The sequence below is a fragment of the Pannonibacter anstelovis genome (assembly GCF_036881715.1).
GTDB classification, from domain to species: domain Bacteria; phylum Pseudomonadota; class Alphaproteobacteria; order Rhizobiales; family Stappiaceae; genus Pannonibacter; species Pannonibacter anstelovis.
In genome coordinates, this window is the sequence record NZ_JBAKBF010000004.1 from 337,669 (window position 1) to 350,950 (window position 13,282).

Below are 13,282 nucleotides of genomic sequence, written 5' to 3' on the forward strand. Positions count from 1 at the left end.
AAATGGGGCATGAGGATCCTGGTTCAAACTCTGGTGTTTCTCGCCGCAGCAGGCGGCATTGTGATCGCCGCCATCATTATGGTTCCGGTGAGCCGCACCCCCATGCCGCAACTCCCGCCGGAAAGCTGGGAGCCTGAAGCGGGCGCGGGCGAATATGTGATGCGCGCCGGTGACTGCATCGCCTGTCATACCGCCGATGGCGGCGCGGAGTTCGCGGGCGGGCGGGCGATCGAAAGCCCGCTTGGCACAATCTATACAGCCAACATCACACCGGACCCGGAAACCGGCATCGGCGGCTGGACGCTGGCGCAGTTCCGGTCAGCGCTGGTGGATGGACTGCGCGCCGATGGCAGCCATCTTTACCCGGCCATGCCCTACGAGAATTACCGATTTCTGACCGAGACGGACATTCGCGCGCTCTACCGCTTCTTCATGGAAGAGGTGCCGCCTGTGCGCAATGCAGTTAAGGAGCCGGCGCTGCCCTTCCCTTTCAATCAGCGCTGGGGGATCAGGGTCCTGAACTGGCTGACCCTGCGCCATGACAGCGGCTTCACCGCGACCATGGGTGATCCCGTTCTGGATCGCGGGCAATATCTGGTGGAAGGCCCCGGCCACTGCGCTGCTTGTCACAGCCCCCGGACGGTCTACATGGGGCAGAACGGCCTCAAGGCGGATGAGCCTGCCTTCCTGACCGGGGGATTTATCGAAGGGCAGGAAGCACCGCCACTGCGCGGGCCGCAAAGCGTCATCCGCAAATGGCCCATCGGTGAACTGACAGCCTTTCTCGCCACTGGCCGCAACTTTGCCTCCACGGCCAATGGCGAAATGGGCCTCGTGGTGGAGCATTCTTTGCAATACCTCAGTGATGAGGACATCATTGCCATGGCCCGGTTTCTCAAGGCGCAGGATGGCCAGCCGCATGATCCGCCAGGAACGGCCGTGCCCGAAGGCCCGCTCGCCCAGCAGCCCGCAGGCACGGATCAGGCGGGGGCGGCAACAACGCGCATGCTGAGCACGGCCACGCCTTATATGCCCCTGGGTGCAAGGCTTTATCTGGACAATTGCGCCCAGTGCCACTTCGTCACCGGACGGGGGTCGCCGGATATCTTTCCCGCGCTTCAGGGCAACAGCCTGGTGCTGTCAGAGGAAGTCACGCCGCTGATCTCAATCATCCTGCATGGCGCGAAGGTTGAGGGAACGGAAAAGCGTCCGATGCCTCTGGTAATGCAAGGTTACGCGGGCAGGCTGACCGATGGCGAAATCGCTGAACTTGCCAGTTTCGTGCGGCAGGCCTGGGGCAATGACGGCACACCGGTCCCGGCGGAAGACGTGAAGGAGATCCGCGCACAGGAACCGGCGCTTGCGCAGCAGAAAGACGGCAGCGGCAGGCCTTAGCAAAGCGGGAACAACGCAGGCGGGAGGCGGTTCCCTAGTCCTCAACTGGAGGACAGACCGATGAGACACCTGACCCGCATCCTGCTTGGCACGCTTGTGGTGTTGCCTCTGCCAGCCGCTGCGCAGGAAGCAAGAGCCACTTTTCTCAATGAGGAAGGCACCGGAACGGGCACCGCGACCCTGACGGAGACGCCTCGCGGCGTGCTGATCAAGCTCCGCCTTGGCGCCCTTCCGCCCAACCAATGGCTCGGCTTCCATATACACGAGACAGGCAGATGCGATCCCCATGGTGGACATGAATCTGCCGGTGGCCATTTCAATCCAAGCGGTGTGGAGCATGGATACCAGGCAGAAACAGCGCCGCACGCCGGAGACATGCCTAACATCTGGACCGATGCGGAGGGCATGGCACGCGTCGAGGTGCACAATCCGTTTGTGACCCTCAACGAGGGCGAAAACTCGATCCGCGGCCGGGCGCTGATGGTCCATGCGCAGCCCGATGATTATCGCAGCCAGCCTTCTGGAAATGCCGGAGACCGCATCGCCTGCGCGGTCATTGAGTAAGGCCGTAATCCAGGAACAATCCCCATCCCCCATGGTTGACGCAACGCGCAGAGGCCCTCTGCGGCAAGACCCCGCCAGCCAGCCGGCGGGCGGGCAGCAAAGGAGGAAAAGCAATGGCAGACCGCCGTTATGAAGAGCGTTACTACGACGAGCGCAATGACCAGGGCCGTGGCAGACCCCACTATGGCCGCGAAGGCCGCTTCATGGAAGACGAGCGCTCACTTTACGGGCCCACGCGGGAATACGATCATCCGCAGGCCCGTGACGATGACGACGACCGGTACGGCAGCAGCTACCGCCGCGGCCAGGATCCTTACGAGAACGGCAGCATGTACGGGCGGATGTATGGCCGTGAGCCGGGCCGCGCGCCGGGGCGTCTGCCGCAGTCCTATGGCCGTCAGGATTACGGACGTCCGGACTATGGCGTGCAGGACGATGGCAACGCCTTCGGCTTTGCCCGTCACGACCAGCGCCATGATGAACAGATGCGCGGCTGGGATGACGGACGCCGCTGGGGCCGCAACAGCGAGAGCGGCATGTACGGCGGCCCCGGCTACGAAAACGGCCCGGGTTTTCCCCCGCGCGTCTATGACCCCGGCATGCTTTCAGCCCTGCAAAAGCACGGCCAGCAGGAATCGGGAGCGCGGGGCTTCCGCGGTCATGGCCCGAAGGACTACAAGCGCAGCGACGACCGCATACGGGAAGACGTGTGCGACAGGCTTGTGGATGCTGACTCGGTGGATGCACGCGGCATCAGCGTGGAGGTTTCCAATGGCGAAGTGACACTGAATGGCCACGTCTCCTCCCGGCATGCCAAGCGTGCCGCAGAAGACTGCATCGAGGACTGTTCAGGCGTGCAGCACGTCCAGAACAATCTGCGGGTCCAGGAGGCATCCGGAGACAGTGAAGAATCGTCCGGTACGGGCACAGCGGCCACCAGAACCGGCGCACGGGCGCGGCCCAAGGAAGGCTGACTGAAAGCATGAAACAAGCAACCGGCGGCATGCACTTCTGCATGCCGCCGGTTGCTTAATGTAAACCATTTATTTCGGGAACGCTCAACAATGTGACCATACCGGCCTCGCCGCGCTGCCGGAAAAGGATATATAATACTTCAAGATACCCGAAAGAGCCGGAACCCCGCGATGTTCAGCGAAGACAAGCCCCAGCAGCCGGACGGCCCCGTGAGCTCCCCTCACGAGGGACCTGAAGAGCGCGAAGCCTTTCAGGAGGAGGCGCGCGAAATCGTTGATGCCGCAGAGGCCGAACCGGTGCCGGAAAGGCTACAGAATCTGGCCCTTGCACTGGGCGAGGCACTTGAAAGCGCCCATGACGGTGCAGCGCTCCTGCCGAGAAACTTGCGCAAGACGCACTGAACTCCTTCGCACACGTGCAAAAGCGCCAGCACGCAGCCCCTGAAAGACTGCGTCTGCAAAATGGCTGAAATCGCTTGGGCTGAATAGCCTATGGCCTACTAGACTTCATCAAGCTTGTCCCGCAAGGCAGCTCTCGCCCTGTTCACCCGGCTTTTGATCGTGCCGATGTCGCAGCCGAGGATCTGTGAGGCGTGAATATAGCTTTCGCCGAGCACCGCGACGAGAATTATGGTCTCCCGGTAATGGATCGGCAGCTGATGAAGGGCTTCCTCCATCTCCCGCATACGCAGGTGCCAGATCTGGGTGTCAGCAACCCCAATCGGCTCTCCGGATACGCAGTCCTGATCACCCGTTCGCTCCCGCGACCGCTTGGCCCAATTCGAATAGAACCGGTTGCGCATGATGGTGAAAAGCCACGCCCTCAGATTGGTGCCAGGCTCAAACTGATTCGCCCGCTCAATGGCGCGTAAGAGGGTCTCCTGCACCAGGTCATCAGCCTCAACCGGATTGCGGCACAAGGACCGGGCAAAGATACGCAGCGCCGGAATGTAACTGACGACCTCTTCCCCGCAGCGCTGTCCTGCCGCTGTCGATCTGGGTCTGCGCCCGTCCGGTTTCAGCTGGATGATATCCTGCTTGCACGTTTGTCCCGGCGCCCTGCCACCCCAGGAAGGCGTACCTGCGCTTTCAGCCCCTGCGATTGTCATCCAGTCGGTCATGAAATTCTCCCTGGTCGTCTTCTTGCCAGCGGCTGCGGGTTTGAGGAATAGGTGTGCGGCCTGCGGCTTGTAGTCACGTCGATTGCAATCCACGGACGGGCAGATTGTTCCCAGCAATCTAGATGTAGGTGCCATACAAGTTGATTTTATGGCCGGGTCCGCCTGCATCTGAGAAAGCAATCCAGACACGCGGGGAACAAACCTAGAGGGAGCAGGTTCATCGCCGGAAGTCAGCTGGCGGGTCTGTCTGGACCAGCGGAGCACCCGGGCAGATGGCCCCGCCGCATGTCCACGCAAACCGAAGGAGACCCTCCGCATGGCCCGGTTCCTGACCGCCATTCTTTTCGTACTTATTGGCCTTGCCCTCGCACTCCCCGGCGTGAAGCTCGTCTGGCTGGGCGGGAGTCCTGCCTATCTGCTCATTGGGCTGGGCCTTGCCTTTACTGCTCACTGCCTGCTTCATCAGCCACGATATGCTTTGATCGTCTACGCGGCCCTCCTCGCAGGCACTATGGTCTGGGCGTTGTGGGAGGTGGGGCCAGACTGGTACCAGCTGGCGCCGCGCGGCTGGCTGCTGGTGCTGATGGGCCTTTGGCTGATCGGCCTGGACAGGTTCCGCCCTGTCGCCGGCGAAGCACCACGGGCAAACGGCTGGTCTACGGGGGCTGCATGGCTTGCTGTTGTCCTGCTGGCCTGCGGCACAGTGGCCCTGGGCTCTATCCTGCGTGATCCGAAGGACGTTTCGGGCACTCTGAGAGCCGACACCGTCAATCCCTCCCCTGCTGGAGGTGCGGATTTTGCCGATGAGGACTGGCGGCTTTATGGGCGCGGCAGCTATGGCCAGCGCTATTCACCGCTCGATCAGATCACGCCGGCAAACATTGGCTCCCTGACAGAAGTCTGGCGCTATCAAACCGGGGATGTGCGCCGGCCTGAAGATGTGACCGAAACCACCTATCAGGTGACGCCGTTGAAGGCCGGAGACAATCTGTATCTGTGCACGCCGCACAATGTTGCCATCGCCGTCAGCGCGGCCACGGGACGGGAAATCTGGCGTCATGACGCAAAGTCCGGAATGGAACCGGACCGTCAGCATCAGACCTGCCGGGGTGTGACCTACTGGGAAAATCCGGCGGCTGCAGAAGGTGAAGCCTGTGCTGCGCGGATCTATATGCCCACGGCCGATGCCCGTGTGGTCGCGCTCGATGCCGCCAGCGGAGAGCCCTGCGCCAGCTTTGGCGAGGGCGGAGAAATCTCGCTGCTCCCGGGCATGCCCTACCAGCCGCCAGGCTATTATTACTCCACCTCGCCCCCCGTCGCAGTGGACGGCAAGCTGATCATCGGCGGCGCGGTGAATGACAATTTCTCCGTAAACTCGCCTTCCGGCGTGATCCGCGCCTATGACTTGCTGACAGGCCAGCTGATCTGGAACTGGGACAGCGGCAATCCGGACGACACCGCCCCGATCGACATTGCCAGCGGCGAGACCTACACAACCAACTCTCCCAACAGCTGGTCGGTCTTTTCATATGACGACGTGTTGGGGCTGGTCTACATCCCGCTCGGCAACAAGGTGCCCGACCAGCTGGGCACCGGGCGCAGCGCTGCCACCGAAGCGCATTCATCTTCCGTGGTGGCCCTCGATATCCGCACCGGGCGCAGAGTCTGGGTATTCCAGACTGTCCATCACGATCTGTGGGACATGGACGTGCCTGCCCAGCCCGTTTTGATCGATCTCGACATGCCGCAGGGCCGTGTGCCTGCTCTTGTCCAGCCGACGAAACAGGGCGACATCTATGTCCTCAACCGGAGAACGGGCGAGCCGCTTCTGCCCGTGGGCGAACGCGCCGCGCCTGCAGGCGCAATTGCGGGCGAATGGACCGCGCCCACACAGCCAGTCTCCGCACTGTCCTTCGAACCCCCGAAGCTGCGCGAGGCAGATATGTGGGGCATCTCCCTGTTCGACCAGCTCGCCTGCAGGATCGAGTTTCATACCCTGAACTATGAAGGCCGCTACACGCCGCCATCCATCGAAGGCAGCATCGTCCACCCCGGAAACTTCGGCGTGTTCAACTGGGGCTCAATCGCGGTTGATCCGGTCCGGCAGGTAATGTTCGGCATGCCGACCTACCTGCCCTTTACCGTCAGACTGGTTCCAGCTTCAGAGATTCCGCCGGAAGGAGAGGACGAGAAAGCGTCCGAACAAGGCCTCAACCGCAATGAAGGAGCTGACTTCGGCGTCTTTATGGGACCCTTCCTCGGCCCCCTGGGTGTGCCCTGCTCGGCTCCGCCTTGGGGCTACGTCGCCGGAGCGGACCTGCGCAGCGGCGAGATCGTCTGGATGCACCGCAACGGCACTGTCCGCGACATGACTCCCCTGCCGCTGCCTTTCGAAACCGGCGTTCCCGGCATCGGCGGGCCTATCATTACCGCCGGCGGCGTCGCCTTCCTCGGCGCAACGGTGGACAACTACCTGCGCGGCTATGAGCTGACCACAGGTGAGGAGATCTGGCGGGCGCGGCTGCCCGCAGGTGGTCAGGCCACACCGCTGAGCTACGCCCTCGACGGGCGCCAGTATGTGGTGATGGTTGCAGGCGGGCACGGCTCGGTCGGCACGAAGGCCGGAGACTACGTCATTGCCTATGCACTGCAGCGCGAAGACATCCCGTTGTCAGCCCCTGCAAACTGAGGCGGGCTGGAACAAAAGGCCGGGTCCCCGGTTGCTGCACCTGAGCCCGGCCGGACAGCTCACCATCAAAGGAGAAAGCCATGAAGACCAAGACCCTCGACGACCTGTTTATCGACCTCCTGAAGGACGTCTATTACGCCGAGCGCAAGATCCTGAAGGCCCTGCCGAAGATGGCCAGGGGCGCCAAATCGGCCGATCTGAGCGCAGCTTTCGAACAGCACCACGAGGAGACCCAGACGCATGTGGAGCGCCTGCAGGAGGTGTTCGACATTCTGGGCAAGCCTGCACGCGGCAAGACCTGTCAGGCCATCGAAGGCATTCTGGATGAAGGCGAGGAAGTGCTTGAGAGCTTCAAAGGTTCGCCCGCCCTCGATGCGGGGCTTGTCGCCTCTGCCCAGGCGGTCGAGCATTACGAAATCTCCCGCTACGGCACGCTGCGCAACTGGGCCGAAATACTTGGCCAGCGCGAGATCGCCAAAATCCTTCAGGATACGCTGAACGAGGAAGAGGCCACCGACGGCAAGCTGACAAAACTCGCCGAAGGCTCGGTCAACAAGGCCGCGCTCAACGCAGCCTGACACCAGAAAATGCAACAGGCTGGCTGCGTTCCATGCGCAGCCAGCCTCTTTCATCTGGGGAAGACATGACCTGTGTATTGGTGACATCGGCCTGCAGCTACCATGGACGCCATCTGGTGGCCGGGCTCCGCGCGCGGGGGCATGACGTGATTGCCTGGGACGACGGCATCCCGGGCACATGGGATGGCGACCTCTGGCCACCACCGCTGGACGCGGAACTGATTACGTGCGGGCTGGATGACATTGACCGTCTCTATGAAGCCCTCAAGCGGGCCAGGCACGTGATCCATCTGATTGATCCAGCGCACCCGCTCGACCGGGAGCGGCTGCGCCCGCCCCCGTCCTTGGCCGAGACAGTGACGCTGTTGCGGGCTGCAGCGGCCGCCGGGGTCGAGCGGCTGGTGTTGCAGTCCAGCCTGACGGTTTACGGCGAAGGGCGCTACATCGACGAAGACGGCGTGCCGCAACCCGCACGGCGGACGATCTATGATCTTGAGGCGGGAAGATGGCAGGCGCGCTGCCTTAGAGACCAGCCCATAGCGGCCATGCCCACCCCTGCTGACACGCCCCCAGCCCCTTTGACCCTTGCGGCCAAGCTTTGTGTCATGCGGGAAAGAATGGTGCACAAATGGAGCGCAGCTACCGGTGCACAAGCGGCTGTGCTGCGCATGGGGCGCCTTTATGGCCCGCCGCTTCCGGGCGGCGGCACCTTCTGCGGCGAAACCGGGCTGATGGCCAGCCATCTCCTCGCCGGCAGGCGCCCGCCCGTGCTGGAGGATGGCGGGCAGACGGACGATTGGCTGCATGTGCATGACGCCGTCCGCGCCTTCCGTCTGGCGCTGCTCAATTGCACAAGGGCCATGCCGCCACTCAACATCAGTTCAGGCATCGGGCACAGTGCAGCTGAAATCGCCGGAATGCTGGCAATGGCTGCCTATGCCGGAGAAAGAGTAGCGGCCCCGCTGCAGATGGCCAGCAAGGGCACGGCACGGCACCTTGTTGGCGAACCGGGCACAACCGAAGACCGGATCGGCTTTGTACCCGGCCTTTCCCTGCCGCGCAGCCTTGCAGACCTGATCCTGTGGACTGCGGAAGCAGGAACGGAAGAGCGCGCGAGCCATATCCTCGAGAACCTGCACCGGCATGCCGGGCTGGTCGGCCCGGGCCGGAGACAGGCCCGGCGTTCCTTCTCCTGACTCCACGGCAAATGTGATGAAGCAAAGGGCTATGGGACTGAAGCTTCAGTCCCATAGCCCTTTTTCCATTCGATCAGATCAATGGCCTGCCGCCAGTCACGGCAATGGTCGCCCCTGACGTGTAGCTCGACACCGGTTCGGCCAGCATGACATAGGCAGATGCCAGTTCCGCAGGCTGTGCCGGACGTTTCATCGGACTGTCGCCGCCGAACTTCGCCACCTTTTCACCGGACATGCTGGCAGGAATGAGCGGGGTCCAGACCGGCCCGGGCGCAACGCAGTTGACCCGGATCCCTTTCTCCGCCAGCAACTGAGCCAGCCCGCCCGTGAAGTTCTGAATCGCTCCCTTGGTGGTGGCATAGGCAAGCAGCGCCGGGTTGGGCATGTCGGAGTTGATCGAAGCCGTGTTGACGATGGAACTTCCAGGCGCCATGTGCGGCACCGCCGCACGGGTAAGCCAGAACATGGCATGAATGTTCACCGCGAAGGTGCGCTCCCACTCCTCGTCGGAGATCTCGCTCAGTTCGTCGAACGTGTCCTGATGCGCGGCGTTGTTCACGAGAATGTCAATCCGCCCGAAGGTATCGACAGCCTTGCGGATAATGGCCCGGCAGAATTCTGCGTCTGCAATGTCCCCCGCAATCGACAGGCAGCGCCGGCCGCTTTCCTCAATGAGCCGGACAGTATCGGCAGCGTCGTCGCTTTCGTTGAGGTAAGCAAGGATCACATCAGCGCCCTCGCGTGCATAGGCAATGGCCACGGCCCGGCCGATGCCACTGTCTCCGCCGGTGATAAGAGCCACCAGCCCCTTCAGCCGGTCGGCGCCGCGCCATGTCTCCTCGCCATGATCCGGCCGCGGATCCATCTTCTTAAAACTGCCCGGCAGATCCTGGGTCTGTTCGGGGAACGGCGGACGGGGAAAGGACCGGTGTCCCTTGAACGGCGCACCATTGTCCTGCTGCACGGACCGGCTGTCCTCCGGACTGCCGGAAGAGCGGACAGCGCGGTCTGCGCCGCTGTGTGTAGAATGGGTCATCTCAATACCTCCGCTGTTATGGACCGGTCAGCAACCGGTGAACAGCAGGCATGTTCCCGGCGGATGGCAGCTTATGACCTGCCGCCTCGTCTCGTGCGGTCAAATCCCTGAAGGACGCCGCCACCGCCCATCCCCGAGAATGGGGCAACGCGGCGGCCAGAAGGCTTTGTCCGTTGCAGATGCGCCCCATCTCTGCCCTCGCAGTTATCAAGGGCCTGTCCCAAAGCCATTGCAGCTGCCTGAAGATTTTCCGGCACCGAGTAATCGGTATCTGTATTGCTAAAGTCTCTCTCCACTTCGTGAAAAAGGCCCTCCCCGCCGGAGGAAAAATCCGCACGCTTCCCAATAGAAGATCTGAATAATCTTCCCATTTTTCCTTTTCCAATTTGCATTTCATCATGACGCGTGCCGACATTTTTACGCTCCACTCAATTCGGCACATCTGCATCAGGAATCCGTTTCATTAAGCGCGTGCGCACCAGATCAGAGGCTACGCACCACCGGCAGCTATGGATGGCAGGGTTTTGAATCGTCCCCATGGAGACATTGAGCCCGCCACAACGGCAAGGGACATCCGCAACCTTTTGCGCAGGCGGGAAAGTGCCTGACATCGTCAGAACGGCTCCCGCCAGAGATGCTGTGCCGCATTCTCCGGGCTGCCCTTACGAAGTCTCTCTTCAGTAGCTCCCGACCGGACAGCCGGACTGCTGCAGCCCGTCAGCACTCGGGAACGCCAACAGCCAGGGTTTGGCATTGTTCCGCAAAATTGGTGCGGGAGAGGCAAAAAAAGGGCCGCAACATGGCGCTGGAACATTTCGCCCTGGGCCAGGTTCACAACCGGACCGGCGGGCCGAACCGCCGCATATCCAGGAGGACCCAAATGATACGCCACGGTTTTGCATTCACGGTGATCGCAGCGCTCGCTTTCCAGCCCTTGGCTTTAGCCCAGAACACCGTGAGACCTTCACAAGGGGCGGAGCCGCTCACCGGGCGGGACGCTGCACAGGTGGACTGCGAGGCTCAATTCGATGCATTCGATCTGGACGGGGACGGTTCTCTTAGCCAGAGCGAGGCCGCCCGCGATGCGGCCCGGACCATGATCGATGGCATCGTCATCGGGGAACAGGGCCTGACCCGGGATCAGTTTCTAGAGGTCTGTGATTCCCACACCTGGTCTCAGTCAACGCCGGAATCGGGAGCCCCCTTTGAGGGCTCGAACAGCTTCACCGAAGAGCAGGCCCGCGAACGCGCCGCCGCGTCGAATGTCTCGAATGTCTCCCCGCTCACGCTGGATGATCAAGGCATCTGGCGCGGAACTGGCACGGTGGACGGACAGCCGGTTTCTGTTGCCGTCGACTACAGGGGCAATGTCGTCACAACGCCCGCAGCGCAGTAACCAGCCCGCCCAGTAACGAAGCGCACTTTGACAACCAAGGAGAACTGCAATGCCCGTTGTAACACGAGTTTATCCGGATCTAGCCGCGGCCGAACGTGCCCATGCCAAGCTGACGGCACTCAGAGGCGGCCATATTGATGTATCGCTGGTTGGCGGCAGCAGCCTACAGGACAGCTACGAGCCGGCAGCTGCGCCGAATGATGAAGCTTCTGGAACGGCAACAGGAGCGGGGATCGGATCGGTCGCCGGCGCAGGGGCGGGGCTACTCGCCGGGCTTGGTGCAATTTCCATCCCGGGCATCGGTCCGCTGGTCGCAGCCGGCTGGCTTGCAACCGCAGCCGCCGGTGCGGTCGGCGGGGCCGTCGCTGGAAGTGCCATCGGCGCTTTGACAGATATGGGCGTCAGTGACAGCGATGCCCCGGTTTTTGACGAAGCCATGCGGCGCGGCAATGTGGCGCTGACCGTCCGGTTCCCGGAAGAGCGGCGGGCCGAGGTGATTGCCGCTCTCGATCAGGTACCAGCGGTTGGTTTTGGCGATCTGAGAACCCGGTTCGAGGCTGAAGGCTGGAACTATGACACTGCCGAAACGACACGGCGTGAACGGCTGCGCGGACGCTCGCCCCTCCCCCCGCTCTAACCTGACCTAAAGGCTGGATCTGCGGTTAGCGTACGTTTTCAACCGGAACATACGGCGGAGCAGCAGCTCCGCCGTATGGCATGTCAGCAGGACAGAGCCTGTACGTTTTCCAGGAAAAAACTCACTTTCTTTCAACAGGATAAGCATTTTCCGCCTGCCTCCGCAAAGAGATCCTGCCGGGTTTTCCCGCTTTTTCAAATGATCTGCCCGAAGTCAGGAACATCCTGCCCAGCTGCCTGTTGAACCAGTCGCATGCCGGACACGGCAGGCACAGACGGAAGCAGACAGGCACGGCGGCAGCGGCAACTGGCCTCTGCGCATTTGCCATCCTCAGTCTAAGGCTTCCGTCCCACCCCGGCATGGTGCCGGACCAGACCTGCTCCCTGCACTTTTCCCGTGCAAACCATGTGGCAGGGGCTGGAAACTCCGAAGGAGGATAAAATGCCGAGATACGACGACATGCCCGAACGCGACTCCCGTGGACGCTTCGTGAGTGACGAGGATCACCGTGGCTATGGACGCCACAGCGGCAGTACCCACCGTGAGCGTGACCGTTATGGCCGCTTCATGAGCGACGATGGCCACAACGGGCGTTACAGCAGCCGCCACGACGAAGACGACCGCCGCTACTCCAGCCACCGTGATGACGAGTATGGCCGCGAGCACAGCCATGGCGGCTGGTTCGGTGACCCGCGCGGCCATTCCGAGGCATCCCGCCGCGGATGGGAACACCGCCGCGAGGACGGCGGACGTGGCTCCTATTCCCGTTCATCGAGCCGCTATGAGGACGACGACGACGATCGCCGTTCATCCCGCGGCCACTATGAGGACTACTCCCATGACCGCGGTCAGAGTGGCTGGTTTGGTGACCATGAGGGCCATTCGGAAGCTTCCCGTCGTGGGTGGGAGCATCGCCGCGGGCAGGACGAGCGCGGCAGCTATGGCCGGTCCTCGAGCCGCTATGGCGATGATGACCGCCGCTATTCGCGTCACCGGGATGATGACCATTCCAGGGACCACGGCCAGGGCGGCTGGTTCGGTGACTACGAAGGCCACTCCGAGGCTTCACGCCGCGGCTGGGACAACCGCCGCCGCTGACACGGAACGCAGGGGGGGAGCGTCCCCCCCTGCGGCCTGCCCCACAGACACGGCAGCCAACAAAGGAACACCCTATGGAAGAGATCCGCGAAAACTATCTCTCCTGGCTGCGCGACGCGCACGCCATGGAGGAACAGGCCCTGACCATGATGCGGGGCATGATGTCCAGGCTGGAGAACTATCCCGAGCTCAGCGCCCGGATCCGGCAGCACATCACAGAGACCGAGCGCCAGGAGGATGCCCTGCGCAAGCTTCTGGAGGATCGGGCAACAGACACCTCCACCGTCAAGGATGTGATGGGCAAGATGACGGCCAGTGGCCAGGCTTTGAGCGGGCTCTTCGCCAGCGACGAAGTCGTAAAGGGCGGCATGGCCAGCTACACGTTCGAACACATGGAGATTGCGGCCTACAAGGTGCTGATCGCAGCCGCCCGCGAGCTGGGCGACGAACCTGCCATTGCCGTTTTCCAGAAGATCCTCACGGAAGAGCAGGATATGGCCGACTGGCTTTTCGAGCATCTTGACGGAACCGCGCGGCGTTTCCTTGAGCGCAGTGCCGCCGATCTCACGGCCGGCCGCTAAGCCCTGACACACATTCC

At 62.4% G+C, this 13,282-nt stretch carries 13 protein-coding genes; 11 read left to right on the forward strand and 2 right to left on the reverse strand.

Annotated features, from left to right (window positions below; translation table 11 throughout):
• Nucleotides 1-9: 9 nt before the first annotated feature.
• The 4 genes from V6L75_RS09155 to V6L75_RS09170 all read left to right on the forward strand — a co-directional run bounded on the left by V6L75_RS09155 (nt 10) and on the right by V6L75_RS09170 (nt 3,335).
• On the forward strand, nt 10-1,395 hold the full coding sequence (locus tag V6L75_RS09155) for a cytochrome c (protein WP_334251198.1): 1,386 nt from the start codon (nt 10-12) through the stop codon (nt 1,393-1,395).
• Between the two features lie 60 nt (nt 1,396-1,455).
• On the forward strand, nt 1,456-1,959 hold the full coding sequence (locus V6L75_RS09160; RefSeq protein ID WP_334251199.1) for a superoxide dismutase family protein: 504 nt from the start codon (nt 1,456-1,458) through the stop codon (nt 1,957-1,959).
• A 113-nt stretch (nt 1,960-2,072) separates the two neighbouring features.
• Entirely contained in the window at nt 2,073-2,933 is an 861-nt protein-coding gene (locus tag V6L75_RS09165; protein WP_334251200.1) for a BON domain-containing protein, read from the forward strand.
• A gap of 171 nt (nt 2,934-3,104) precedes the next feature.
• Complete coding sequence (locus tag V6L75_RS09170; protein WP_334251201.1) at nt 3,105-3,335, forward strand: hypothetical protein; 231 nt, start codon at nt 3,105-3,107, stop codon at nt 3,333-3,335.
• 98 nt (nt 3,336-3,433) lie between these two features.
• Here V6L75_RS09170 and V6L75_RS09175 read toward each other — a convergent pair whose 3' ends face one another.
• Nucleotides 3,434-4,054, reverse strand: a complete 621-nt coding sequence (locus V6L75_RS09175) for a sigma-70 family RNA polymerase sigma factor (protein ID WP_334251202.1) — start codon at nt 4,052-4,054, stop codon at nt 3,434-3,436.
• Nucleotides 4,055-4,370: 316 nt separating this feature from the next.
• Here V6L75_RS09175 and V6L75_RS09180 point away from each other — a divergent pair, with 316 nt between their 5' ends.
• The 3 genes from V6L75_RS09180 (at nt 4,371) to V6L75_RS09190 (ending at nt 8,517) form a co-directional block, all read left to right on the forward strand.
• The gene (locus V6L75_RS09180) at nt 4,371-6,743 is read left to right on the forward strand and encodes a membrane-bound PQQ-dependent dehydrogenase, glucose/quinate/shikimate family (RefSeq protein WP_334251203.1); all 2,373 of its coding nucleotides are present in this window, start codon (nt 4,371-4,373) and stop codon (nt 6,741-6,743) included.
• An 80-nt stretch (nt 6,744-6,823) separates the two neighbouring features.
• Nucleotides 6,824-7,321 (forward strand): YciE/YciF ferroxidase family protein, encoded by a 498-nt coding sequence (locus V6L75_RS09185; RefSeq protein ID WP_334251204.1) that lies wholly within the window; start codon nt 6,824-6,826, stop codon nt 7,319-7,321.
• A gap of 65 nt (nt 7,322-7,386) precedes the next feature.
• On the forward strand, nt 7,387-8,517 hold the full coding sequence (locus V6L75_RS09190; RefSeq protein WP_334251205.1) for an NAD-dependent epimerase/dehydratase family protein: 1,131 nt from the start codon (nt 7,387-7,389) through the stop codon (nt 8,515-8,517).
• A gap of 73 nt (nt 8,518-8,590) precedes the next feature.
• Here V6L75_RS09190 and V6L75_RS09195 read toward each other — a convergent pair whose 3' ends face one another.
• Entirely contained in the window at nt 8,591-9,553 is a 963-nt protein-coding gene (locus V6L75_RS09195) for an SDR family oxidoreductase (protein ID WP_334251206.1), read from the reverse strand.
• Between the two features lie 880 nt (nt 9,554-10,433).
• On the opposite strand from V6L75_RS09195, the gene V6L75_RS09200 reads away from it, so the two are divergent.
• The 4 genes from V6L75_RS09200 (at nt 10,434) to V6L75_RS09215 (ending at nt 13,265) form a co-directional block, all read left to right on the forward strand.
• Nucleotides 10,434-10,949, forward strand: a complete 516-nt coding sequence (locus V6L75_RS09200) for a hypothetical protein (RefSeq protein WP_334251207.1) — start codon at nt 10,434-10,436, stop codon at nt 10,947-10,949.
• Between the two features lie 49 nt (nt 10,950-10,998).
• Nucleotides 10,999-11,586 carry a hypothetical protein gene (locus tag V6L75_RS09205; RefSeq protein ID WP_334251208.1) on the forward strand — a complete coding sequence of 196 codons (588 nt, stop codon included), beginning with the start codon at nt 10,999-11,001 and terminating at the stop codon, nt 11,584-11,586.
• 441 nt (nt 11,587-12,027) lie between these two features.
• Nucleotides 12,028-12,684: a hypothetical protein gene (locus tag V6L75_RS09210; RefSeq protein WP_334251209.1), complete on the forward strand. Its 657-nt coding sequence runs from the start codon at nt 12,028-12,030 to the stop codon at nt 12,682-12,684.
• A 74-nt stretch (nt 12,685-12,758) separates the two neighbouring features.
• A complete protein-coding gene (locus V6L75_RS09215; RefSeq protein ID WP_334251210.1) occupies nt 12,759-13,265 on the forward strand; it encodes a ferritin-like domain-containing protein in 507 nt (168 codons plus the stop codon).
• The last annotated feature ends 17 nt before the right edge of the window (nt 13,266-13,282 follow it).